At 71.3% G+C, this 23,765-nt stretch carries 21 protein-coding genes and 1 tRNA gene; 11 read left to right on the forward strand and 11 right to left on the reverse strand.

Annotation, left to right across the window (positions count from 1 at the left end; all coding sequences use genetic code 11):
• Positions 1 to 257: 257 nt before the first annotated feature.
• The 3 genes from P3T37_RS05810 (at position 258) to P3T37_RS05820 (ending at position 2,201) form a co-directional block, all read left to right on the forward strand.
• The gene (locus P3T37_RS05810; protein ID WP_280722319.1) at positions 258 to 695 is read left to right on the forward strand and encodes a DUF3052 domain-containing protein; all 438 of its coding nucleotides are present in this window, start codon (positions 258 to 260) and stop codon (positions 693 to 695) included.
• A gap of 254 nt (positions 696 to 949) precedes the next feature.
• Positions 950 to 1,408: a peroxiredoxin gene (locus P3T37_RS05815; RefSeq protein ID WP_280722320.1), complete on the forward strand. Its 459-nt coding sequence runs from the start codon at positions 950 to 952 to the stop codon at positions 1,406 to 1,408.
• Positions 1,409 to 1,625: 217 nt separating this feature from the next.
• On the forward strand, positions 1,626 to 2,201 hold the full coding sequence (locus tag P3T37_RS05820; protein ID WP_280722321.1) for a TerD family protein: 576 nt from the start codon (positions 1,626 to 1,628) through the stop codon (positions 2,199 to 2,201).
• 67 nt (positions 2,202 to 2,268) lie between these two features.
• Here P3T37_RS05820 and P3T37_RS37020 read toward each other — a convergent pair whose 3' ends face one another.
• Positions 2,269 to 4,581, reverse strand: coding sequence for a PQQ-binding-like beta-propeller repeat protein (locus P3T37_RS37020; protein WP_348533215.1), 2,313 nt, complete (start codon positions 4,579 to 4,581; stop codon positions 2,269 to 2,271).
• 346 nt (positions 4,582 to 4,927) lie between these two features.
• Between P3T37_RS37020 and P3T37_RS05835 the strand changes: the two genes are divergently transcribed.
• Both P3T37_RS05835 and P3T37_RS05840 read left to right on the forward strand, forming a co-directional pair.
• Positions 4,928 to 5,512, forward strand: a complete 585-nt coding sequence (locus P3T37_RS05835) for a TerD family protein (protein WP_280722322.1) — start codon at positions 4,928 to 4,930, stop codon at positions 5,510 to 5,512.
• Positions 5,513 to 5,631: 119 nt separating this feature from the next.
• Entirely contained in the window at positions 5,632 to 6,744 is a 1,113-nt protein-coding gene (locus tag P3T37_RS05840; protein ID WP_280722323.1) for a DUF475 domain-containing protein, read from the forward strand.
• A 79-nt stretch (positions 6,745 to 6,823) separates the two neighbouring features.
• On the opposite strand, the gene P3T37_RS05845 is transcribed toward P3T37_RS05840, so the two are convergent.
• Entirely contained in the window at positions 6,824 to 7,921 is a 1,098-nt protein-coding gene (locus P3T37_RS05845; RefSeq protein WP_280722324.1) for a DUF2637 domain-containing protein, read from the reverse strand.
• 388 nt (positions 7,922 to 8,309) lie between these two features.
• On the opposite strand from P3T37_RS05845, the gene P3T37_RS05850 reads away from it, so the two are divergent.
• The gene (locus P3T37_RS05850) at positions 8,310 to 8,996 is read left to right on the forward strand and encodes a Tellurium resistance (protein ID WP_280722482.1); all 687 of its coding nucleotides are present in this window, start codon (positions 8,310 to 8,312) and stop codon (positions 8,994 to 8,996) included.
• Positions 8,997 to 9,017: 21 nt separating this feature from the next.
• Here the strand turns inward: P3T37_RS05850 and P3T37_RS05855 are convergent, their stop codons facing one another.
• Positions 9,018 to 10,013 carry a TerD family protein gene (locus tag P3T37_RS05855; RefSeq protein ID WP_280722325.1) on the reverse strand — a complete coding sequence of 332 codons (996 nt, stop codon included), beginning with the start codon at positions 10,011 to 10,013 and terminating at the stop codon, positions 9,018 to 9,020.
• A 393-nt stretch (positions 10,014 to 10,406) separates the two neighbouring features.
• Between P3T37_RS05855 and P3T37_RS05860 the strand changes: the two genes are divergently transcribed.
• The 3 genes from P3T37_RS05860 to P3T37_RS05870 are packed head-to-tail and all read left to right on the forward strand — an operon-like array spanning position 10,407 to position 14,966.
• Positions 10,407 to 11,579: an HpcH/HpaI aldolase/citrate lyase family protein gene (locus P3T37_RS05860; RefSeq protein ID WP_280722326.1), complete on the forward strand. Its 1,173-nt coding sequence runs from the start codon at positions 10,407 to 10,409 to the stop codon at positions 11,577 to 11,579.
• 46 nt (positions 11,580 to 11,625) lie between these two features.
• A complete protein-coding gene (locus P3T37_RS05865; protein ID WP_280722327.1) occupies positions 11,626 to 14,073 on the forward strand; it encodes a phosphoribosyltransferase in 2,448 nt (815 codons plus the stop codon).
• Complete coding sequence (locus P3T37_RS05870) at positions 14,073 to 14,966, forward strand: HAD family hydrolase (RefSeq protein WP_280722328.1); 894 nt, start codon at positions 14,073 to 14,075, stop codon at positions 14,964 to 14,966. Before P3T37_RS05865 ends, P3T37_RS05870 begins: the two co-directional genes overlap by 1 nt.
• A gap of 20 nt (positions 14,967 to 14,986) precedes the next feature.
• Here the strand turns inward: P3T37_RS05870 and P3T37_RS05875 are convergent, their stop codons facing one another.
• Both P3T37_RS05875 and P3T37_RS05880 read right to left on the reverse strand, forming a co-directional pair.
• Positions 14,987 to 15,202 (reverse strand): zinc ribbon domain-containing protein, encoded by a 216-nt coding sequence (locus P3T37_RS05875; RefSeq protein ID WP_280722329.1) that lies wholly within the window; start codon positions 15,200 to 15,202, stop codon positions 14,987 to 14,989.
• Between the two features lie 29 nt (positions 15,203 to 15,231).
• On the reverse strand, positions 15,232 to 16,578 hold the full coding sequence (locus P3T37_RS05880) for a hypothetical protein (RefSeq protein ID WP_348533216.1): 1,347 nt from the start codon (positions 16,576 to 16,578) through the stop codon (positions 15,232 to 15,234).
• A gap of 219 nt (positions 16,579 to 16,797) precedes the next feature.
• Here P3T37_RS05880 and P3T37_RS05885 point away from each other — a divergent pair.
• Positions 16,798 to 16,869 (forward strand) — tRNA-Val (locus P3T37_RS05885).
• Between the two features lie 392 nt (positions 16,870 to 17,261).
• Here P3T37_RS05885 and P3T37_RS05890 read toward each other — a convergent pair.
• The 6 genes from P3T37_RS05890 to P3T37_RS05915 all read right to left on the reverse strand — a co-directional run bounded on the left by P3T37_RS05890 (position 17,262) and on the right by P3T37_RS05915 (position 21,716).
• A complete protein-coding gene (locus tag P3T37_RS05890; protein WP_280722331.1) occupies positions 17,262 to 18,176 on the reverse strand; it encodes a terpene synthase family protein in 915 nt (304 codons plus the stop codon).
• The gene (locus tag P3T37_RS05895; protein WP_280722332.1) at positions 18,173 to 18,394 is read right to left on the reverse strand and encodes a hypothetical protein; all 222 of its coding nucleotides are present in this window, start codon (positions 18,392 to 18,394) and stop codon (positions 18,173 to 18,175) included. The genes P3T37_RS05890 and P3T37_RS05895 overlap by 4 nt, the downstream gene beginning before the upstream one ends.
• Positions 18,391 to 18,822 (reverse strand): hypothetical protein, encoded by a 432-nt coding sequence (locus P3T37_RS05900; RefSeq protein ID WP_280722333.1) that lies wholly within the window; start codon positions 18,820 to 18,822, stop codon positions 18,391 to 18,393. The genes P3T37_RS05895 and P3T37_RS05900 overlap by 4 nt, the downstream gene beginning before the upstream one ends.
• Positions 18,823 to 18,943: 121 nt before the next feature.
• On the reverse strand, positions 18,944 to 20,167 hold the full coding sequence (locus tag P3T37_RS05905; RefSeq protein WP_280722334.1) for a helix-turn-helix transcriptional regulator: 1,224 nt from the start codon (positions 20,165 to 20,167) through the stop codon (positions 18,944 to 18,946).
• Positions 20,168 to 20,495: 328 nt separating this feature from the next.
• Positions 20,496 to 21,110 carry a hypothetical protein gene (locus P3T37_RS05910; protein ID WP_280722335.1) on the reverse strand — a complete coding sequence of 205 codons (615 nt, stop codon included), beginning with the start codon at positions 21,108 to 21,110 and terminating at the stop codon, positions 20,496 to 20,498.
• A gap of 138 nt (positions 21,111 to 21,248) precedes the next feature.
• Positions 21,249 to 21,716, reverse strand: a complete 468-nt coding sequence (locus P3T37_RS05915) for a nuclear transport factor 2 family protein (RefSeq protein WP_280722336.1) — start codon at positions 21,714 to 21,716, stop codon at positions 21,249 to 21,251.
• Between the two features lie 318 nt (positions 21,717 to 22,034).
• Here P3T37_RS05915 and P3T37_RS05920 point away from each other — a divergent pair, with 318 nt between their 5' ends.
• Positions 22,035 to 23,744, forward strand: a complete 1,710-nt coding sequence (locus P3T37_RS05920) for a carbamoyltransferase C-terminal domain-containing protein (protein ID WP_280722337.1) — start codon at positions 22,035 to 22,037, stop codon at positions 23,742 to 23,744.
• Positions 23,745 to 23,765: the final 21 nt, after the last annotated feature.

Consider the following 23,765-nt stretch of genomic DNA (forward strand, 5'->3'; position numbering starts at 1 on the left):
ACTCGAATGCCGTTCGTATCGCGGGCACCACGGCCCCTCGCGGGGCCGCCGGACCAGCGGCATCCGCAGCATGGGCGAACCGTCGACAAAAGGGCAAATCGGTGTGATTCCCGACACAGGAATCGGCGTGTCTTGCCACGACACGTCAACCTTTGGGTGGGATCGGGGGTCGGGTACTTGCGCGAACCGCCGGTCCCGTGTGGACTACGGCCACAGCCTTGGCGCCGATGCCAGGCCGAATACTGGAGGTTATTCCCGTGAGCGCGACCGCGGACCCCGCGGACAAGTCCAACCCGGCTTACCGACTGGGCTTCGAGCCCGGTCAGATTGTGCAGGAGCTCGGGTACGACGAAGACACTGACCAGGATCTCCGCGAGGGTATCGAGGAGATCACCGGTGCGGAGCTCGTCGACGAGGACTACGACGACGTCGCCGACGCCGTCGTGCTGTGGCACCGCGAGGACGACGGGGATCTCACCGATGCCCTCGTCGACGCCCAGGAGTACCTGGTCGATGGCGGGTTGATCTGGCTGCTGACCCCGAAGAAGGGCCGCGACGGTCACGTCGAGGCCCACGAGGTCGCCGAGGCGGCGCAGACCGCCGGCCTCTCGCAGACCAGCTCGGTGACCGTCGCCCAGGACTGGGCGGGCACCCGCCTGGCCACTCCGAAGGCCGCCAAGTCCGGGAAGCGCTGAGACTCTCCGGGAACGCACGGCAGGGCCCCGCTGGAGGAAGCTCCAGCGGGGCCCTGCCGCGTCCGGGGTCGGGTTGTAGGTGCTGCCGGGGATCGTGTTCGCCCCGGGCGAAACTCCCTCCATCGTGTCCGGCCCAGTCACTCGTTCGGCCGAATCAACCCGAATGAATGCGAGGATGTGGCCGCGGCCAGCCGCTGCGGCGGCCGCGGTACTGATGCGATCCCGAGCGATCACCGCTGAGAAAGGTCCTCACCATGGCCATTGAGGTCGACACCCTGGCTCCGGACTTCGAGCTCAAGAACCAGCACGGCGAGCTGGTCAAGCTCTCCGACTTCCGGGGCGAGAAGAACGTCGTCCTGGTCTTCTACCCGTTCGCCTTCACCGGCGTCTGCACCGGCGAGGTCTGCGCGATCCAGCGCGAGCTGCCCCGCCTGCAGAACGACGACGTGCAGGTCCTCGCGGTCTCCAACGACTCGCCCTTCACGCTGCGCGTCTTCGCCGACCAGGAGGGCCTGGAGTACCCGCTGCTCTCCGACTTCTGGCCGCACGGCGAGGTCTCCAAGGCCTACGGCGTCTTCGAGGAGGAGAAGGGCTGCGCGGTGCGCGGCACCTTCGTGATCGACAAGGCGGGCGTGGTCCGCTGGTCGATCGTCAACGGCCTGCCGGACGCCCGTGACGAGCAGGAGTACCTCAAGGTGCTCGGCGCGCTCTGACGGCCTCCCGGGGGCTCTGTGTGCCCCTGGGGTCACTCTGCGGTGCCCTGCGGCCCGGTGTGCCGGTTTTCCCCGGCCGCGCCGGGCCGTATCGCTGCCCGGGTCGGGAACCCGGCACTACGATCGGGCCGTTGGCTGGATCGAGACCCCGTTCCACGGGCGCTCGAACCGCACTACGGGGGTGCCGCGAGGTGCCTCCCGATTCTTGGAGGATCCTGTGGGTGTCAGCCTGAGCAAGGGCGGCAATGTCTCGCTCACCAAGGAGGCCCCGGGTCTGACCGCCGTCGTCGTCGGTCTGGGCTGGGACGCACGCACCACCACCGGCGCCGAGTTCGACCTCGACGCCAGCGCGCTGCTCTGCAACGACCAGGGCAAGGTCGCCAACGACAGCCAGTTCGTCTTCTTCAACAACCTGAAGAGCCCCGACGGCTCGGTCGAGCACACCGGTGACAACACCACCGGTGAGGGCGAGGGCGACGACGAGTCGATCAACGTCAACCTGGCGACCGTGCCGGCCGACGTCTCGAAGATCGTCTTCCCGGTGTCGATCTACGACGCGGAGAACCGCCAGCAGAGCTTCGGCCAGGTCCGCAACGCGTACATCCGCGTGATCAACCAGGCCGGCGGCCAGGAGATCGCCCGCTACGACCTCTCCGAGGACGCCTCGACCGAGACGGCCATGGTCTTCGGCGAGCTCTACCGCAACGGCGCCGAGTGGAAGTTCCGCGCCATCGGCCAGGGCTACGCCTCCGGCCTGCGCGGCATCGCCCAGGACTTCGGCGTCAACGTCTGACGCTTGTGCAGCTGCGGCCCGCACCCGATCGATCGGTCGAGGGTGCGGGCCGCGGTCGTTGCGGGCGTCAGACCGGCGGCAGGGCGTAGACCTTGTCGTCCTGGACGGCGATCAGCGTCGAGCCGTTGGTGCTGAATCTCCACGCGACGTCCGAGGAGACGCCGACCTGGTAGATCCAGCGGATCTTGCGGGCCTGGACGTCGATCGCGTAGATGCCCTTGCTGTCGGTCGAGACGAAGAGGGTGTTCTGCACGAGGACGGGCGTGGTGTCCATCGACACCTCGTTCGGCAGTGGGAGCCGCCACAGTTCGGTGCCGTCGGTCGCCCTGTAGGCGATCACCGTCGGGCCGGCGGTCGGGGTGGCGTTGTAGTCCGACAGCGTCATGCCGCCCAGCACCGTGTAGACGACCCCGTCCGCGACCGCCGGGGCGCTGTACCAGAGGTCGTGGCTGCCGGCCGGCGGTGACTTCACCCAGACCTGCTTGGTGCTCGCCACCCCGACCGCCTGGAGGCCGTAGCCGTCGGCCGAGCAGTAGAGCCGGTCGCCGTCGGTGAGCAGCTGGTAGGTGGCGTGCGAGTCGGTGTTGACGAACCAGAGCTGCTCGCCGGTGGTCAGTGAGCGGGCGACCAGGTTCTTCTGGGTGTCGGTGTAGAGCAGCAGGTCCTTGGTGAGCGTCGCGGAGATGCCGATGGTGTCCGCGGTGGCGGCGCGCTTCTGGCTCCAGAGGACCGAGCCGTCCTTGCGGGAGAGGGCGAAGATGCCGGGGGTCGACTGGGCGGACGGGTCGGGGTCGCCGAGGCTGTCCAACTTCATGAAGCTGCACAGGGCGTAGACGGCCCGGTCGTCGGCGGCCAGCACGGTGTCCGGCTCGATCTGCTCGGTGGCGCCCTTCGCCGGGGTCGAGGAGTACGTCCAGAGCACGCGGCCGGAGGCCGGGTCGACGCTGACCAGGTCGGAGGAGTAGTACTCGACGCTTCCGGCGGCGGCCAGGCCGTTGGTGGAGGCGTCCGGCTTGTTCCAGCGCACGCTGCCGGTCTTCATGTCCAGGGCCCAGATGCCGCCGATGGCGTAGAGGTAGGCCGTGTCGCCGACGCAGACCGGGGTGGCGCCCATGCTCACGTTGGTGAGCTGCTTGTTCCACAGGGCGAGCGGCGGCACGCCGGGCGCGCGGGTGGTGGTCGGGGTGGGACTCGGGCCGGTGGGTGCGGGCGCGGGGTGCGGGCTGGGCCTGGAGCCGCCGGACAGCGCCCAGGCGGCCCCGCCCAGGGCCGCGACCAGGGCGGCGCCGCCGCCGACCAGCAGGCCGCGGCGGGAGGGCCCGGTCGCGGCGGCGGGTGCCTGGGCGGCGGTCTCGCGGGCGGCGGTGAGCCGGACCGTGCCGCCGGCCGGTGCGGTCGCGTCCAGCTCGGTGCGGGGGTGGTCGGCCCTCGGCCTGGCGTCGGTGGGGGCGGTGGCGGGCACACCGCGGGCCGGGGTCTCCATGTCCATCACCGCGGCCGCGTGGGTGGCGATGTCGGAGGAGACCGCCGAGGGCAGCCAGCCGCCGCGCAGCAGGGCCTGCCGGCCGCCGAGCAGTTCGGCCAGTTCGGTCGGCGTCGGACGGTCGGCCGGGTTCTTGGCGAGGCAGGCCGTCAGGGCCGGCCACAGCTCGTCCGGCAGGCCGGCGAGCGCGGGTTCGTCGTGGATGACCCGGTAGAGCAGGGCGGCGGCGGAGTCGGCCGCCTCGGCGGGCCGGCTGAACGGGCCGACGCCGGTGGCGGCGAACACCAGCACCGAGCCGAGCGAGAAGACGTCGCCGGAGGGACCCATCGGCGCGCCGCCGGCCTGCTCCGGGCACATGAAGCCGGGCGAGCCGACCACCACGCCGGTGCTGGTCAGCTTGTCGCCCTCCAGCGCCCGGGCGATCCCGAAGTCGATCACGCGGGGGCCGTCGGCGGCCAACAGGACGTTGGAGGGCTTGAGGTCACGGTGGATCAGGCCGGCCGAGTGGACCGCAGCCAGCGCCTCGGCCAGGCCCGCGCCCAGCGCCCGGACCGCGGCGGTGGGCAGCGGCCCGTGCGCGGCGACGGCCTCGCTGAGCGAGGGGCCCAGTACGTAGGCGGTGGCGAGCCACGGCGTCGGCCCGTCCCGGTCGGCGTCCACCACCGGCGCGGTGTACGCCCCGCTGACGGCCTGGGCGGCGGAGACCTCGCGGCGGAAGCGCTCGCGGAACTCCTCGTCCTCGGCGAGCTCGGCCCGCACCACCTTGACCGCGACGGTTCGGCCGCCGGTCGAGCGCGCGAGGTACACGCGTCCCATCCCGCCGGCCCCGAGTCTGGCCAGCAGCCGGTACGGGCCGACGGCGTCGGGATCGGTGGGTTCCAGTGGCTGGAACGGCATGGTGTGGCTCCCCCGTTGCTGCGGCGGCGACTGCCGCTCCGTCAGGGTGACGGGCGGGCCGGCGCCTGTTGAACGGGAGGATCGTACGGCCTGCGCCTGCGGCCTGTGCGGACAGCCTGCGTGCGGCGGCGGCGGGGGTGGCCGGTGGCGGGGAGGCGCGGGTGGCGCGCTTGATAGGTTCGGCGGGTTCGAGATGTTCAGGAAGTTCAGCGTCCGGGCCGTGGCCGGATGGGGGCGTGAGGGCATACACCTGGTGGGTACGCCTTCTGAGCCACCGTGCGGGACGACCCCGCGGAGCTGACGGCGTTCCAGGTCGGGGCGCCAGGGAGTGGGAGGAAGAGCCAGCATGAGTGTCACGCTCGCCAAGGGCGGCAACGTCTCGTTGAGCAAGGCGGCGCCGAATCTGACGCAGGTGCAGATCGGTCTCGGCTGGGACGCCCGGTCCACCACCGGTGCGCCCTTCGACCTCGACGCGAGCGCCCTGCTCTGCTCGGGCGGCCGGGTGCTGGGGGACGAGTACTTCGTCTTCTACAACAACCTGAAGAGTCCCGAGGGCTCGGTCGAGCACCTCGGCGACAACCTGGTCGGCGGTGAGGACGGCGAGGAGGGCGACGAGGAGGTGGTCGTGGTCAACCTCGACCTGGTGCCCGCGCAGGTCGACAAGGTGGTCTTCCCGGTCTCGATCTACGACGCGGAGGCCCGGCTGCAGAACTTCGGCCAGGTCCGCAACGCGTACATCCGGGTGGTCGACCAGAACGGCGGGCAGGAGATCGCCCGCTACGACCTCTCCGAGGACGCCTCCAGCGAGACCGCGATGATCTTCGGCGAGCTCTACCGCTACCAGGGCGAGTGGAAGTTCCGCGCGGTCGGCCAGGGTTACGCCTCGGGCCTGCGCGGCATCGCGCTTGATTTCGGGGTAAACGTACAATAATAGGTCGCGTATAGAGCGCTTCCAGAAACCACGGGCAGTGTGGGGGGCCGGCCGGAAGTCATTTCCGGCCGGCGGGGGTGACCACCCCGGCGCGCCTCGACACCGAAAGGTACTTTCCCGTGTTCCTCCGTACTTTCGGATGGTCTCTCGCGACCACGATCGCCGGGCTGGTCGCAGCCGGACTGATCTGGGGTGCCCAGGGATTCGGCGTGGTGCTGATTCTCGCAATCCTGGAAATCTCCCTGTCGTTCGACAACGCGGTGGTCAACGCCACCGTGCTGAAGCGGATGAACCCCTTCTGGCAGAAGATCTTCCTGACCGTCGGCGTGCTGATCGCCGTCTTCGGCATGCGACTGCTCTTCCCGCTGCTGGTGGTCGGCCTCACCGCGCACATCGGACCGAGCACGGTCATCGACCTCGCGCTCAACTCCGGCCACACGTACGCCGGTCTGACCTACGCCCAGCACCTGGAGGCCGCCAACCCGGCGATCGCCGCGTTCGGCGGGATCTTCCTGCTGATGATCTTCCTGGACTTCATCCTCGGGGAGAAGGACTTCCACTGGCTGCGCTGGCTGGAGAAGCCGCTGGAGCGGATCGGGCAGCTGGAAGCGCTCTCCTCGGTGATCGCGCTCGTCACGCTCGCACTGGCGTCCCGCTTCTTCGCCGGGGTGCACGCCGAGACGGTGCTGCTGGCCGGCCTGCTCGGGCTCGCCGTCTACCTCGGGGTGAACGGCCTGTCGGGCGTCTTCGAGTCCACCCTGGAGGAGGACGAGGAGTCGCAGGACGATGGGGTCGAGGAGGCCGGCGCTCGGGGCAGGTCGATGGTGCAGGTGGCCGGCAAGGCCGCGTTCTTCCTCTTCCTGTACCTGGAGGTGCTCGACGCCTCGTTCTCCTTCGACGGGGTGGTGGGCGCCTTCGCGATCTCCAGTGACATCTTCCAGATCACCCTGGGCCTGGGCATCGGCGCGATGTACATCCGCTCGCTGACCGTCTTCCTGGTCCGCAAGGGCACCCTGGACGACTACGTCTACCTGGAGCACGGCGCGCACTACGCGATCGGCGCGCTGGCGGCGATCCTGCTGATCTCGATCGAGCACAAGATCCCGGAGATCGTCACCGGCCTGATCGGGGTGGCCTTCATCGGCGCCGCGCTGGGCTCCTCGCTGGTGCGCAACAAGCGTGAGGCGGCGCTGGACTCGGTGGAGGATCCGGTGGTCTCGGGGCAGCGTTGACCTGCTGACCCGACGTACCACGACGGCCCGCGCACCTCTTCCGAGGTGCGCGGGCCGTCGTGGTGGGTGGCTGTGCGGGTCAGCCGAGCTTCTTCTCGATGGCGCGCAGCTTGCGCTCCAGGGAGTCGAGCGAGTCGCGCGACTCCCGCGAGTCCCGCGAATCGAACTTCGGCATCGACAGCGTGTCGTCGTCCGCCGTCAGGTCGATGCTGGAGGACCGGTCGGACGAGCCGACGGCCGTCCGGCGGGGCGAGGCCGACAGGGCGGCGGGCTCCAGCGAGGACGCCGACCTCAGATCATCGGACGCCGCTAGCGCAGGCTCCGTAGCGGGCTGTCCGTCGCCGGAGCCGGCGGTCAGGGCGGGCACCTGGCGGCCGCCGCGGGCCCGGGACAGCATGCCGCCCTGGCGGGAGATCGCCTTCAGCTCGGCCCGCTCGCGGCGGTCGGCGTTGCGGGCGCGCAGCTTGGCGTCCACCTTGGCCTGCCGGTCCTCGCGGACCTCGTCGACGGCCTCGTCCAGGCTGCGGACGTTCTCCAGCAGCATCAGCGACCAGGCCGCGAAGGTCTCGCGCGGGGCGCGCAGCCAGCGGACGATCCGGATCTGCGGCAGCGGACGCGGTATCAGGCCCTGCTCGCGCAGCGCGGCCCGGCGGGTCTGCTTGAGTGCGCGGTCGAACAGCACGGCCGCCGAGATCGACATGCCGGAGAAGAACTGCGGGGCGCCGGCGTGGCCGCCGCCGCGCGGCGCGTGCACCCAGTTGAACCAGGCCGAGGCGAAGGCGAAGAGCCAGACCAGCAGGCGGGAGCCGAGCGCGGCGTCACCGTGGCTGGCCTCGCGGACGGCGAGCACCGAGCAGAACATCGCGGCGCCGTCCAGACCGAACGGCACCAGGTACTCCCAGCCGCCGCTGAGGCCGAGGTTCTCCGTGCCGAAACCGACCAGGCCGTGGAAGGAGAGCGCGGCGGCCACCCCGGCGCAGCAGAAGAGCAGCACGTAGGAGGAGATCCCGTAGACCACTTCCTTGCGCCTGCGGCGCTCCTCGGTGCGCTCCCAGGAGTCCCCGCTCTCCTGGGCCTTGGTGTTCTTGAAGCGCAGTGTGGCGACCAGGACGGCGGTGAAGAGCAGGGCCGCGCCGCCGACGACGGCCCAGACCAGCTGTATGGAGGTGAGTGTCATTGCGGGGTGGGCCTCTGCTTTCCGCAGCTCAGGGCAGGGGTTGATGCGTGGTACCGGAGCGGTACCACCTTGGCGTCAGTTCCCGTCGCGGATACCACGCCTGACGGGCCGTCGCGCGAGCTCGAGCCGGCAGAGCGTACCCGTGCGTGACGGAGGGGACACCTGTGCGGCTAGACGATATCGCGTCCGAAGGGGCGGCATGCTACGGGAGTCGGGGTTGGCGCCGCCACCCGCCGTTCCGGGGGGTTGACCGACGGTGGCTCAAGCCCGTTGAGGGGTAGGTGCAGCAGGGCACAATGGTGCGTCGGGCTGGAACGGACGAGAGCTTTGGGGGCGGTCGGGGATGGCCACGGTCTGGGAGTACCTGCGCGGGGAGCGGAACAATCCGATGGACAGCGGGGTGCACGGCAAGATCACCCTCACCAAGTCCCAACCGCACTACTCGATCACCGGCTCCGGTCCCACCACCGGCAACCTCTACGTCAACCTGCACTGGACGGCCCGGGCCACCCAGCGCTCGACCAGCCAGCTGCGCCGCAAGCTGCTCCAGCCGCGGCTGCTGAAGCCGCTGGAGGTGCAGTCCTACCAGAGCGAGCAGCTCAACGTGGACCTGGACCTCGCCTGCATGTACGAACTCGCCGACGGGACCACGGGCGTGGTGCAGCCGCTCGGGCAGTTCTTCGGCGACCTCCAGCGTCCGCCGTACATCAAGCTCAGCGGTGACGACCAGTACGGCGCGCCCTCCGGCGAGACGATGTACATCAACCTGGAGAAGAAGGACCAGTTCAAGCGGCTGCTGATCTTCGTCTACATCTACGACGGCACGCCCGCGTTCGACCAGACGCACGCTCAGATCCAGATCGTGCCGCCGACCGGCCCGCGCCTGGAGATCAACCTGGAGGCGCGGGAGCCGGCCGCCCGTTCGTGTGCGGTGGTGCTCATCGAGAACAAGGGCGGGGAGTTGACGGCCCGTCGGGAGGTGCGCTATGTGCACGGGTTCCAGTCGGACCTGGACCGGCTGTACGGCTTCGGGATGCAGTGGCAGCGCGGGTACAAGGAGGAGCAGGGCAGCTGACGGGCTGGTCGGGTCGGCTGGTCAGTGGGCCTGGCGCGGTTGGAACTGCGGGCCCTGCGGGGGGAGTACGAAGCCGGCCGGGTCGGGCTGCGGGGGGTAGCCGTAGGCGGGCGGCTGGGGCTGGGGCTGGGGCTGGGGCTGCGGGGCGGGGTAGCCGTAGGCCGGGGGGTAGCCGTACGAGGGCGGGGGCTGCGGCGCGGGGTAGGCCGTCGGCGGCCCGGGCTGCGGGGGGTAGCCGTACGCGGGGGCCTGGGCGGGCACGGGGGCCTGCGTCGGGGCCTGCGTCGGGGCCTGCGTGGGCGGTGCGGGGATCGCCGGGGGCGGGGTGGACGGTGCCGGCGGGGTGCTGGGGGCGGCGATCGGGACGGCGGGGGAGAGCGTGTACGTCGCCGGGTCCTGGCGCGGCTCGGGGATGGCGGCGGGGGCGGGCGCGGGCGGCGTGGCCGGCTCCGGGGGCTGCGGGGTGTCGTCGTCGTCCACCGTGATGCCGAAGTCGGTCGCCAGCCCGACCAGGCCGGAGGCGTACCCCTGCCCGACCGCGCGGAACTTCCAACTGCCCGCGCGGCGGTAGAGCTCGCCGCAGACCAGCGCCGACACGTCCTCGACGTCGGTCACCGGGAACTCGGCCAGCGGCGCGCCGCCCGCCGGTGCCGCCGCGTCGTACAGCAGCACGTGCAGCCCGCTGACACTGCGGAACGACCCCTCCTCGGTGGATCCGGCCAGCACCACCCGGTCGATCTCGGCCGGCAGCTTGCCGAGGTCGACCTCGACCGTGTCGGCGATCTCCTCGGTGCCGGGCACCCGGTGCTTCGGCAGGTGCCGCACGACGCCGGACGGGTGCCGGGGCTGGTTGTAGAACACGAAGTCGGCGTCCGAGCGGACCCGGCCGTTCGGGCCGAGCAGCAGCGCGGAGGCGTCCACGTCCGGTCCGCCCGGCAGGGCGACCCAGCGCAGCACGGCGCGAACCGCTGCCACGGTCAGCGAGATATTGGCGCCCTTCGCCATCACGTGCGTCATAACCGCCCATCCTGCACGCTGCTCGGCCCTGCGGACAACGTGGGGGTGGGGACGGCGTGGCCGGGGAGCCGGAACGGTGTGACGGGGGAGCCGGAACGGTACGGCCGGGGACGGGTGGGGCGGCGCCGGGGGCTTCGCGGGGTTTCGAATACTTGCGCGACGTCGCAAGCGGTTTGTCGTTGATGAAGTGGACGGTAATCTTCCGAAAATTCGATGTTTCAGGACTCGACGCGCTCGGATCCATCCGTACGATGAGCGACCAACGGCGGGCGGCGGGGACGCGTTTTCTGCCGCTCCTACTCGCTCCCCTTTTCTCACGTCTGCGCTGCCCACTCCTCAGTAACCCCGCCGCCTCCTCCACCCCTTCCGCCGCGACTCTTCCGGGAGTGCACTTTGCGCCATTTCGGCCACCTGGGTAAGGAAATCCGCCGCCGGCTCTTCCTTACGGAGCCTGGTTCGTTCGACCGCAACAGCGCGGCCGACACGCTTTCCACCGCGCTGGGCGCCACGCTCTACAGCCCAGCCACCCGGCCGACATTGGCCGACGACATCCGCAGACAGGCCGCCCGCGGTGTGGTCTCCATGGTGCTCTGCCTGGAGGACGCGATCCGCGACGAGGAGGTCGAGGCCGCCGAGCACAACCTGGTCGAGCAGCTCCGCGGCCTGAGCGACTCCGCCGCGCTCCCGCTTCCGCTGCTCTTCGTCCGGGTTCGCGCCCCGCGGCAGATCGCCGACCTGGTCCGGCGGCTGGGCCCGGCCGCCGGGCTGCTCAGCGGGTTCGTCCTGCCCAAGTTCACCGAGGACAGCGGCGGGGAGTACCTGGAGGAGCTCACCGCGGCCGAAGCGGCCTGCGGACGGAGGCTGTTCGCGATGCCCGTCCTGGAGTCGCCCGAACTGGCCCACCTGGAGACCCGGCGCGAGCAGCTGTTCGGCACGGCGGCCCTGCTCGCCAAGTACCGCGAGCGGATCCTGGCCGTCCGGCTCGGGGTCACCGACCTCTGCGCCGCGTACGGCCTGCGCCGCTCGGCCGACCTGACCGCGTACGACGTCGCCCTGGTGGCCGCGGTGATCGGCGACGTGGTCAACGTGCTGGGCCGGGCCGACGGCACCGGGTACACCGTCACCGGGCCGGTCTGGGAGTACTTCCCGGTCCAGGAACGGATGTTCAAGCCGCAGCTGCGCCGCACCCCGTTCTCCAGCGCCTCCCCTCCGCGCGACGAGGTGCGCCGTCGACTGATCGAGCACGACCTGGACGGACTCATCCGGGAGGTCGAACTCGACCGGGCCAACGGCCTGTTGGGCAAGACCTGCATCCACCCCAGCCATGTGCCGGCCGTCCACGCGCTGTCCGTGGTGACCCACGAGGAGTTCTGCGACGCGGGCGACATCCTGCGTCCCGAGCGGGCCGGCGGCGGGGTGCTGCGGTCGGCGTACACCAACAAGATGAACGAGGCGAAGCCGCACCGGGCCTGGGCCGAGCGGGTGATGCGCCGGGCGGAGGTGTTCGGAGTGGCCCGCGAGGACGTGACGTTCGCGGACCTGCTCTCGGCCGGGGTCTGCGGATAGCCCGTTCCGTCGTCGTCCAGTCTTCAGTCCAAGAGGAAGCAGCACCATGGAAGAGACCGCCTGGAGCGGCCAGTGGGTCACCGACCGGCTCGGCATCGGCCTGACCGGTTCGCCCGAACTCCCCGACCTGCTCGGGCTCGCCGTCCGGCAGAACGCCAAGCGGGCTCACCTGCTGGTCTCGCAGGTGCTCGGCAAGCACGTGCCGCAGCGGCCTGCCGTGGTGTACGACGCGGGTCGGCGGTTGGGGGAGCTGGTTCGCGCCGCGCTCGGGCCGGCGGAGGCGGGCCGGGCCGTGGTGCTCGGCTACGCGGAGACCGCGACCGGGCTCGGCCACTGCGTCGCCGACGCCCTGGGCGCGGACTACCTGCACTCCACCCGGCGGCCGGTGCCCGGGGTGGCTGCGGCGGCCGGGTTCGAGGAGGAGCACTCGCACGCCACCGCGCACCTTCTGCTCCCGTCCGATCCGGAACTGCTGGGTGGCGACGGCCCGTTGGTCGTGGTCGACGACGAACTGTCCACCGGGCGCACGGTCCTGAACACCATCGCCGCGCTGCACCGCCGCCGCCGGCGCGAACGGTACGTGATCGCCTCGCTGGTGGACCTGCGCGGGGAGGAGGACCGGGCCAGGATGGCCGAGTTCGCCGCCTCGCTGGGCGCGCGGGTGGAGGCCGTCGCGCTGGCCGAGGGCCGGGTCCGGCTGCCCGAGGGGACCTTGGAGCGGGCACAGCGGCTGGTCGCGTCCACGCTGTCCGAGTCCCTGGACGCTGTCGCGGCGGGGTCGGCCGGTGACCTGGTCCGGGTCGAGCTGCCCTGGCCGGCCGGGCTGCCGGACGGTGGCCGGCACGGGTTCACTGCCGCGCACGCGGCCGAACTTGCCTCCACCCTACCGGGGTTGGCCGCACGGTTGGCCGGCGCGCTGTGCGGTGGCGAGCGGCGGGTGCTGGTGCTGGGCTTCGAGGAGCTGATGTACGTCCCGCTGCGGCTGGCCGGCGCGCTGGCCGACGTGTTGGGCGAGTCCGCCGAGGTCCGGTACTCCACGACCACCCGCTCGCCGGTGCTGGCCGTGGACGACCCCGGCTACGCGATCCGTACCCGGCTTGCCTTCCCCGCCCACGACGACCCGGCGGACGGCCCGGGCGAGCGGTACGCCTACAACGTCGCTCCCGGGCGCGACCGGGCGCGGCGCTTCGACGCGGTCGTCCTCGTCCTGGACGGCCCGGCCGACACCCCCGCGCTGGCCGGGCTGAGCTCGCAGCTGCGCGAGGTGACCGACCGGGTGGTGCTGGCGGTGCTCCCCTCGCACGTCCCGTCCACGAAGGTGAGCCTGCCGATGTCCACGACCGACCTCCCGACCCTGCCCCGGCCGCTCTACGGCCCGGCCTTCTCCTCGTACGCCTCCGAGGAGGTCGGCTGGCTGCTGACCGACCTCTCGGAGGTGGCCCTGGAGGCGCCCACCGAGGAGCGCGAGGAGGCCGTCCAGTCCGGCGGCGCCCACTACGCGGAGTCGCTGCCCGTCGAGTACCAGCCGAGCCCGGAGTACCAGGAGCTGTTCCACCAGGCGCTGCGCGGCTCGGCCCGCCGGATCGCGCTGGCGGTCGGCACGGTCGCCGAGACGCTGGTGCGCGAGCGGGGATCGGGGGTCGGGCGGCAGCTGGTGCTCGCCTCGCTCGCCAGGGCCGGCACGCCGATCGGCATCCTGCTGCGCCGCTGGCTCGCCGCCTCGCACCGGATCGAGGTGCCGCACTACGCGGTCTCCATCGTCCGGGGCCGCGGAATCGACCCGGTCGCGCTGCGCTACCTGGCCTCGCAGCACGATCCGGCCGGCGTGGTCTTCGTGGACGGCTGGACCGGCAAGGGCGCGATCACCCGGGAGCTGGCGGCCGCGCTGGAGGGCACCCCGTTCGACCCCGAGCTCGCCGTGCTCGCCGACCCGGCCCGCTGCGTGCGGACGTACGGCACCCGGGACGACTTCCTCATCCCGTCGGCCTGCCTCAACTCCACTGTCTCGGGCCTTGTTTCACGCACCGTGCTGCGCGAGGACCTGATCGGCCCGGATGACTTCCACGGTGCCAAGCACTACGGGGAGTTGGCCGCGGCGGACGTCTCGCACGCCTTCCTGGACACCGTCGAAGACCATTTCGAGGCGGTGCGCGAGGCGGCGTCGACCGCCGCCCTGCTGCTCAGCTCCGAGGACCGCACGCCGAGTTGGGAGGGGTGGGCCGCTGTGCAGCGGATCAGCACCGAGTACGGCATCGACAACGTCAACCTGGTCAAGCCCGGGGTCGGCGAGACCACCCGGGTGATGCTGCGCCGGGTGCCCTGGCGGGTACTGGCCCGGCGCGGCGCGGGCAGCGACCTCGACCACGTCCGCCTGCTCGCCGCCCAACGCGGCGTGCCGGTGGAGGAGGTGGACGATCTGCCGTACTCCTGCGTCGGCCTGATCCACCCCCGCTACAACCGCGGTGCCGTCGGTGAGCACGGGCAGGGTGTGTGATGACTGCTCGTCAGAATGTGGTGGTAGCAAGTGACTTGGATCGCACGCTGATCTACTCGGGGCGGGCGCTGGCGCTGTCCGGCCCCGACCGGCTCGCTCCGCGGCTGCTCTCGGTGGAGGTGCACGACGCCAAGCCGCTCTCCTTCATGACCGAGCGGGCCGCGCGGATGCTGGTGGAGCTGGTGCGGGAGGCGGTCTTCGTCCCCGTCACCACCCGTACCCGGACCCAGTACGAGCGGGTCAACCTGCCTGGCCCGGTGGACGGTTGGCGGCCGCCTTACGCGATCTGCGCCAACGGCGGACGCCTGCTGGTGGACGGCCTGCCCGACCCGGACTGGGACGCGGCGGTCGCGGCACGGCTCGCCGCCACGGGCGTCGCGCTCGGCGAGGTGGTCGACCACCTGGCCCGCTGCGCCGACCCGGAGTGGACCCTCAAGCGCCGCGTGGCCGAGGACCTCTTCGCCTACCTGGTCGTCGAGCGCGGCCAGTTGCCGGACGGCTGGCTGGCGGAGCTGACCGGCTGGTGCGCCGAACGCGGCTGGACGGTCTCCCTGCAGGGCCGCAAGGTCTACGCCGTGCCGGCCGCGCTGACCAAGAGCGCGGCACTGGCGGAGGTGGTCGGCCGGGTGGGCGCTCGGGCGGGCAGTGGGGTGGGCGCTCGGGTGGGCAGCCGGGTGGGCGCTCGGGTGGGCGCGACCTCGGTGCTCGCCGCCGGGGACTCGCTGCTCGACGCCGACCTGCTGCTCGCGGCCGACCAGGGCTGGCGCCCCGGCCACGGCGAACTCGCCGACAGCGGCTGGACCGGACCGAAGGTCACCGCGCTGGTGGAGACCGGAGTGGCGGCGGGCGAGGAGATCGTGCGCTCGTTCCTCGCCCGCGTCCGGGAGGGCTGAGAGGCCTTTTTGGGGAGCCTTCAGCCGCAGCAGCCGCCGCCGCAGCAGCCTCCGCCCGAGGGTGCCTGCGGGGCGGCGCCGGCTCCGGCCGCCCCCGTCACCGCGACGGTCGAGAGCAGCTTGACGGTGTCCGGGTGGCCCTCCGGGCAGACGGCGGGGTCGTTGGCCTGGGCCATCGTGCGGCGCAGTTCGAAGGTGGCGCCGCAGGAGCGGCAGCGGAAGTCGTATCGAGGCATGTCCGCAGCGTACCCAGTTCTGCTCGGCTTCAGTGGATGCCGTGAGCGCCGCGGATCATCGCCACCACCTGGGCGGCGGTCTCCCGCGCGGCGTCCAGCTCGGTCAGGAACTGCCAGTAGTCCGGATGCCGTCCTGCCGACTCCAGCGAGGCCACCGCCCGGTCCATCCGCCCGACGGCGGCGTCCAGCGGTCCCGCGTGCCGGGGGTCCGGAGTCTGGCGCCCCGCCATCGCCAGCCGCTGGGCGTCGCGCACCGCGAACCGGGCCTGCTGGATCTCCTGCTGCGGATCGCGCTCCACCTCGTTCAACCGCCGCAGCCGGTCGGCCACCGCCGCCACCGAGCCGTCCGCGGTCTCCAGCAGCGCGCGCACCGTGCCGATCAGCGCGGTGGCGTCCGGCCAGCGCTGCTCGTCCCGGGCCGTGGCCGCCTCGGTGAGCTTGGCCTGCGCCGTCCGCACCGCCTCGGCGGTCTGCTGCGGCACCCGCTGCAGGTCCTGCCAGCAGGCCGCCGAGAAGCGCCGGCGCAGCTCGCTCAGCGTCGGCTCCACCGAACCGGACTTGGTCTCCAGCGCCTGGATCCGGGTCCGCAGGCTGGCCACCCGGCGGTCGATCTCCCGTGCCCGCTCCGGGAGTTGCTCGGACGACACGCGCAGTGCGTCAGCCCGTCGGGCCACCTCCTCGGCCCGCGCGAGCGTCGCCGCCACGCCGTGCCGGGCAGCCCCCTCGTTGAGCTTCGTCAGCTCCGGCGCGAGCTCGGCCAGCCGGGCCGCCAGATCGTCCGCCCGCAGCCCGGCCGCCCGCACCGCGTCCAACGCGCCGCTCGCACCGAGCAGCGCCTGTTTCGCCTTCGCCACCGCCGGGGTCACCCGGATCAGCTGCGCCTCCGCGTGGTCCAGCAGCGGCTGGAGCCGCCGCAGGAAGTTGTCCAGCTCGGTCTGCTTCGCCGCCAGCTCGTTGCGGGCCTGCTCCAACCGCTGCCGGGCCTGGCCGGCCGCCCCCGGCGGCAGCTCGGGCGCGTCCAGGTCGCAGGCGTCGAGCGCGGCCAGGTAGCCCACGTTGACCTGGTCGATCCGGGCGGACAGCCCCTGGAAGTCGGCCAACGCCTGCCGCGAGGTGGCGTTCTCCTCGGCTGCGCGGACCGTCTCGACGGCGATCTCCACCTCGCGCTGGGCCGAGTCCAGCTCGTAGAACGCCTGCTGCGCCGCATCCCGCGCCGCCAGCGCCTCCGCCCGCTGCCCGTCGCTGCGCCCCCGCCACCAGCCCCGCCCGCCCCCGGCCCCCGGCCCGGACCCCGGGCCGGACCCCGAGAACGACGCCAGCGCCACAGCCGTCAGCACCCCGGCCACCGCCAGCGGCGCCAGCACCACCTCCGCCACGAGCGCCCCGGCACCCCGCGCCCCATACCCTCGTGCGCTACCCGCCTGCACTCCGCGCTCCCTGCTCCGCAGCCGATCCCGGCCCTCATTGTCGCCGATCGCCCCCCGTTCCCCCCGACGCGCCCCCACATTCCCCACTGCCGTGCACCACGCCCCCGGCGGAACCAGGTATTCTTACCTCTCACCGCATGGCCACCCCCGGGTACACCCACGCGGCAGGGGTGCGTAGCTCAGTGGTAGAGCGCCGCTCTTACAAAGCGGATGTCGGCGGTTCGAAACCGTCCGCGCCCACCCGGTTGAGCAGCATGTTCAGCGCTATCGGCCCAGGTCAGGATCATGATCCCGACCTGGGCCGTAGTCATGTCTACGGTCTGGCTACGGGCTGACTACGGGCTGGCTATGCAAGATCATCTCCTGGATATCCCCCAAATGATCATGGTGAAACGCCCAGCTCGCGGCGCTCGCAAGACGAAGGCGCCCCCGGTCGCTGTCCACGGTCTGCCAAAGGAGTGGGGCAGCGGCACCAAGCAGGACATCTGGTCCTCGGTGAGGCTCTCTGACCTCGCCGTTGACGCTCTCACAGACCCGTAGCGGCCAGGCGGGTTGCCGAGTGCTGGGCTGCGAGCGTCCCAGTGCGGTGCGGCCGAGGCGGTGCGTCGCCGCGTCGGCCGGCTCACGCGGGATCACGGCGCCTCCGCCGGGGCTGCCAGCGCGTACCGGGAGCTGGACACCGTCCACTCGGACAGCGCGACCCGGAACTGATCGAGAGCTCCGGCGAATCGGCTCGTACCCAGGGCCGGCGCACCTTCGCGCTCCTGAAGCGCGGTGCGCGCCCACCAGAAGCTCAACTCCTGTGCCCGCAGCAGCTCGTGCACTCGCCCCTCAGCCTCGCGCACCGACAGTCCGCCGGTGCGAACCAGCGCAGCGACTGCGGTGAACGTGTCCTCGGATCCGGAGGCGAGATCGTTGACGAGGTACCCGCAGGCGGAGAACGCGGCCAGCAGGGACTGCACCAGCGGCGTGTTCCAGTCCGGCGTGATGCACTGCTCGGCGAGCTCGCACCACATCGCGGCGAGCAGCATCCCGCCGTCGGCCGGCCGCAACAGCTGGTACTCGCGCAGCGTCGGGGTGCGCCCCGGCCGCACGTAGTCGGTCAGCTTCTCGTTGGCCGCCTGGACCCAGGCGGCCAACTGCCGCCGGTACCGCCCCCACCAGTAGCCCGGCATCATCTCCCGGCTCCGCTCGACCAGATCCGCGAGCGCATGCACCAGAGCGTGGTCGCCGGCCACCGGGCGCCGGGCGCAGGCCGCGGTGTTCAGGAGCGCGAGGACGAGCCGGTCGATGACCTCCGGAGCGGCGTCGCGCTGCTCCTGGTCGAGCTCGTCGTCCAGGAGCCAGACCAGTAGGGCCCACTGGGTGGCGAGGTGTAGGGGCGCACCGGTCGCGGTCGGCCACGCCCGCAGGCACAGGCCGACGTAGCCGTGCGCGAGGTAGGCGTCCGGGTCCGGATGGAGGCCGTGCTGCACCATCCACGTCCGAGCGCCGACGTACAGGTCCGTGCGCCGAAGGTCGGACGGCGCGGGCTGCTGCGCCGTCATTGGCCCAGCCTGTCGAAGGTGCGCTGCTGCTCGATGTGCCGCTCTGCGCCTTCGCGCCACGGGTAACCGTCGACTTCACCGCTGCCCCGGAGCAGTTCGCTGGTCCTGCGGTCGCGGATGGCCCACCAGGTCCGGCCGTTTTCGTCCGGTGGCTGCTGCTCGGGGACGTACCGGTCGGGGGCGTAGCGGCCAACGCCGGGCGTCTCGGTGGAGTTCATCGGGTGGCCGCCGCGATGAGAGCGAGGGACAGCGCGGTCGGGTCATTCAGGTGCCCGCTGCCGTCCGGCGGCGTCAGCCAGTACGGGCCCGGCTGCGTACGGCGGGTCACGGCCGGGATGCGCAGGTAGTGGAGCACGCCGAGGCAGCGGGCGAGCTCCTGGTCCCAGGTCTCGGCGGTGCCGGGCGGCACGAGGACGTGGACGCGGCCGGAGGTGTCGTCGCGGATCGCCGGGCCGTCGGTCCCAGCTGCGCCGAGCACTCGGGCCGCCGTCGCGGTGCTGATCTCGATGGCATCGAAGAGGCGTCCGGCGGGGAGGATCGCGAAGCCGTCCAGGTTGGAGTCCCACCAGGTGTAGGCGTGTTCGGGGTCGGTGTCGGCCTGGGCGAGCCACGCGCGGGCCAGATCCGTTTTGACGGGCGTGGACATGGAACGATCCCCTCACTCTGAGTCAGTAAGGGGATCGTTCCATTCTGTAACTGCCACCCCTGGACAGAAACTGTCCAGGGGAATACCGGCCGGTAGCACTTGACGTAGCGTTAGATGTCTGTCAGGAGCTCATCCAGCGCGCCATCGCAGCGAGATCCTGGTGGGGATGCGGGTCCAGGCGCACCAACGTGCCCACCGTGTCCCGAGCCTTCGGGTGGAACCGCGTGTGCTGCGGAGCCAACCGCCGAGCCTCAGCTAGCGATGCGAACGCCTCATCACGCTGCCCCTCGGCCAGAAGCGCCGACGAGTAGTCGATGAAGTGGTGAGAGGACCGCTCCGCAGCCAGGCCGGTCGGCGGCCGCCATTCCCCGTTCCGGCCCTCGTCACGACCCCACCGTCCCGGGAGCGCCACAGCCTGCTCGGTGTCACCGATGTCCAGCAGCGCGGCGATCCGGTGGATCCGAACCTGCGACGGCCCGAACGAGGTCTCTCTCACGACGACGTCGTCCCCCACCCGAGAGGCGATCTCCTGCGCCTCATCAAGGAGCGCCCCGGCCTTCTCGGCCTGCCCCTCGCGGGCCTCCAGCATGGCGAGCTTGAGGGCGAGCGCCCCGTCGATCGCGTACGCCTGCTGTGTGAACGACCGCTCCGGCTGCTGGCGTTCAAGCTCACCGCGCAGGCCCTCCAGCATGCGGCGGCCGGGGCCGTACGCGCCCTGCCGCAGCATGGCCCCGGCCACCAGGTACGCCGCAGTGAACTGCATCAAGGGGTCGCCGGACCGGTCCGCAGCCCACCGCACACGTTCCAACGCCGTGTTGCTCAGGTCGTGGTGCCCAAGCTTGTGAGCCAGCGAGTTGACCGCCCGATAGGCCCTGGCCAGCTCCGAGTACGCGCGCCACTGATCGCGGCCGGTGCTGGTGAGCGCTACCTGGGTCAGCTCGGCAACCAAAGGCGGCAGGAGCGGCCCCATCCGGGCGAACTGAGCATCGCGCCGTAGCGCGGAGATCTGGTCGACCTCCGCGCTGAGCACGAGCAGCGGCCTCGGGGGGACCTCCAGCTCCTCTGGTGAGTCGTAGCACAGCATGAGGCGGCGCAGGGCCGGCACTATCGCCTGAACGCGGTCCTCGCCTTCTGGCGTACCGAAGTAGGGCTGACCCGAGAGCACCTCAGGGTTGACGTGCAAGACCCTGGCCAGGTCGAGCAGTATCCGAGTGCTGGCGTTGCGCGAGCCGGCCTCTATCTTGAGCAGGTAGTTGGCTGAGATGTGGACACGGTCTGCGAGCTGCTGTGCGGACAGCTGTCGCATGTGCCGAGCAGAGCGGATCCGTTGTCCGGTCGAGGTCATGGCGTCCATCCTCGGTAGGTGCGGTCCCTGCAGGGTAGATGCTGCGCGTCTGGCGCTGATAGAGCCCTCGGTGAACTCTGCGTTTCCGCGCCCCCTGCGTGCGTCCTGCGCCCGCTCGAACGGCTCCGGCATGACGAAGCGCCCCGCCCGGCACGAGGCCGGACGGGGCGAACTGCTACTGCTGCGCAGGGCCGTTGGCGCCGACCTGGTCGGCCACCCGGTCGACCGCATCCCCGCAGTGACGCGCCGCTGTTGGGGGTGCAGCTCGTGCTCGATCCGGTCTGACCGGGCCATCACCCCGAGTCGGCTGGCGGCCGCGCTCGGGTGGTCAGTTGCCGGCCCCGTTCGGGGGGATGGGCAGTGTCTCGTGATGGTGCCAGATCAGTGATCTGTCCTCGTTGCGGAGCTCTGCCGACCCCCACTCCAGGCGGATGACCCCGCTGTGTTGGGCGCAGGCGTAGGCCACGAGGACGAGCTTGGTCTCGGGTGAGAGTCGTCCGAGATCAGCGTGGAGCTCGTCCGGCTCGTCGTAGTCGATGCCCAGGTCCAGTACGCCCTGCATTGGGTCGGGTCCGTGGCGGCGGATGAGGTCGGCTCGAAGGCCGGACGTTCGGCGCAGCTTTGCGCTGCTGACCGGCACGTCCATCTTCGAGTAGCGGAGCGGATAGAGGACATGGCCGGCGACAACCATGACGGTGCGCGCCTGCAGTCGGACCGCCTCCGCGCCGGGAAGTTCCGCCAGTCCGGAGGCCAGCTCTTCGTACTGTGCGGCGTAGAGCCCGTGTCCGTAGGCCTCCAGGGTCTGGGTGTGCACACTTTGGTGTGCGTCCCGTGCCCGTTCGTGTGCCCGCGTGAGGCAGGCCGGAATGATCCGGGTCAGGCCGGGGGCGAGCGGGCCGAAGACCTGCCAGGCCCACGGAGAAGCCGCGTCTTCATCAGTCATGCATTCCCCCAGGTCCAGATCCGATGCTCAGCTCTGACGGTCTGGTGATCGACGCAGCGCGGCAAGGGCGCATCGGGGGATCGCTTGGAGCACGAGAGGAGGGCGAGTGCTTCAGCTGGCGAGGCGGACCTGTCACGGTCAGGGCGTGCAGGGCCGGGTCTCGGTCCAGTCGACCATCAGGCGGCGCTCGGCGAAGAGCCACTCACCGTCCTGCTTGACGAATTCGTCGAGGTAGCGGATGGACGCGATCATGATCGTGCGCTCGGCGTCCGTGCCGTACGAGATGTGGTGGGCCAGGCAGTAGCTCTCGCCGGTCGCCCGGTCGCCGTCGAGGGACACTGTGCTCTGGCCGTTGAAGTGGGTGGTGGCCTTGTAGGTGTTCAGGTTGTCGAACACCGGGGCGAGGGCTTCTCGGCCGTGCAGTTCCTGGGTCGGCTCGGCCGCGGTGGCGTCCATGAAGACCAGGAAGCGGGTGTCCTCGGTGAACAGGGCCTGCTGGCCCTTGGCGTCCCGACGGTCGGCGCAGTGCGCGTAGGCGTCGATCAGCTCGCGGATGGCCAGCCGGTCGGCGGCCGCCTGAGGCGAGATCGAGGTGTGCGAGGGCATGGGGACCTCTTTCGTGAGCGGCGTCAGCTGCGCAGGGTTCGGATGGCCGTCGACCGGGCCTCCAGTTGGTCGAACAGGGTGGTCGCCGCGGTGTCGTGGTGCGCCGCGGGGGCGCCCTCCACTACTTCACTTTAATCGTCAAGTCACCATGCGCACCAGCGAGCGCGCGGGTGAGTCGATGCTTTGCAGGATGCGCTCGGCGTCCTGGCCGAGCCCTTCATGTGAGGCGCCGCGCCGAGCAACCGGCTTTCGCCGCATGTCTGTTCCTGACGGAGCAGGCCGTGCAGAATGACCCGACCGCCCCGGTCGGAGGTCGACGTGAAGGTCCTCGGTATCAACTGCGTGTACCACGAGTCCTCAGCCGCCCTCGTCATCGACGGTGACGTGGTCGCCGCCGCTGAGGAGGAACGGTTCAACCGCGTCAAGCACGGTAAGCCCGCCCTGGTGTCCAGCGCCGACGTCCTGCCGGAGCGGGCGATGGCCTTCTGTCTGGAGCGGGCGGGGATCGCTCCGGAGGAGCTCGACCTAGTCGCGATCGCCTTCGAACCCGGGCTCCGCCGCGACACCTTCCGGCTGGACCCGCTCAGTGTCCCCGGCGACTGGGGCAGCGCCGAGGGTGAGGCGGAGTTTCGGGCCGGGCTGGCGCGGATACCGGAGCGCCTGTCCGAGTTACTCGGCGTCGACTGCGAAGCGGTCATCCGCTGGGTACCGCACCACCTGGCCCACGCGGCCTCCGCGTACTACCCGTGCGGCGAGGAGGGAGCCGCCGTCCTGGTGGTGGACGGCATCGGGGAGTCGGCGACGGCACTGCTCGGCGGCGGCCGCGGGGTGCTGATCGAGTCCCATGGCGAACTCGGCTATCCGCAGTCCGTCGGCTTCGTCTGGGAGAAGCTCAGCGCCTATCTCGGGTTCAGCCCCTATGACGCCTCGAAGGTGATGGGCCTTGCCTCCTACGGCAACCCGCACACCTGCACGGCCGCACTCGCGGAGATCGTCGGCGACGGTCCGGAGCCGGCGGTGCGGAGCGAGGCCTTCGAGTTCCGGCTCCCGCACTTCGACGCCCTGGAGAAACGTTTCGGTCCACGGCGCCTGCCCACCGAGCCGCTCCTGGAGCGGCATCTCGATCTGGCCGCCGCACTGCAGAGCTGGAACAACCGGACGATCCTGGGGCTCGCCGAACGGACCTACGCCCTGCACCCCGCCCGGACGCTCTGCTTCTCCGGCGGCGTGGCGCTCAACTGCACCACCAACTGGCTGCTCAAGGAGGAGGGCCCGTTCCCCCGGGTGTACATCCCCTCCGCGCCGCACGACGGCGGAACAGCGATCGGTGCGGCCCTCGCGGCCTCCTACGCAGCGGCCTCCTACGTGACGGAGACGGTGTTCCCCAAGCCCGCGACCACCGGCTGCGAGTACACCGGCCCGGAGTTCACCGGCGAGCAGATCCGTGCGGCCTTCGCCCAGGCGGGCATCATCGCGCGACGCTGCCCCGACATCGCCCGCGAGGTGGCCCGGCGGATCGCCGGTGGCGAGGTGGTCGGCTGGTTCCAGGGCCGGATGGAGCTGGGCCCGCGGGCCCTGGGAAACCGGTCGCTGGTGGCCGACCCGCGTGACCCCGGGATGCGGGACATGCTGAACGAGAAGGTCAAACACCGGGAGGCGTTCCGGCCGTTCGCGCCGAGTGTGCTGGCCGAGCGGGCCGGGGACTGGTTTGACCTGGGTCGGGATTCGGACAGCTACCGCTACATGCTGTTCACCTGTCCGGTCCGCCCCGGCCTGGCCGCCCGGATTCCCGCCGTGGTGCACGTGGACGGCACCTCCCGGGTGCAGACCGTGTCCAAGGAGGTCAATCCGCGCTACCACCGGCTCATCTCCGAGTTCGAGTCGCTGACCGGAGTCCCGATGGTGCTCAACACGTCGTTCAACGACAGCGAGCCGATCGTCTGCACCCCTGCCGACGCACTGGCGACCTTCCGGACGACCCGCATCGACGCGGTGGCCGTCGGCGACTACCTGGCGACCCGCAGCTGACGGCGCTGAAGCCGGAAAGGA

Source organism: Kitasatospora sp. MAA4 (assembly GCF_029893355.1).
GTDB lineage: Bacteria > Actinomycetota > Actinomycetes > Streptomycetales > Streptomycetaceae > Kitasatospora.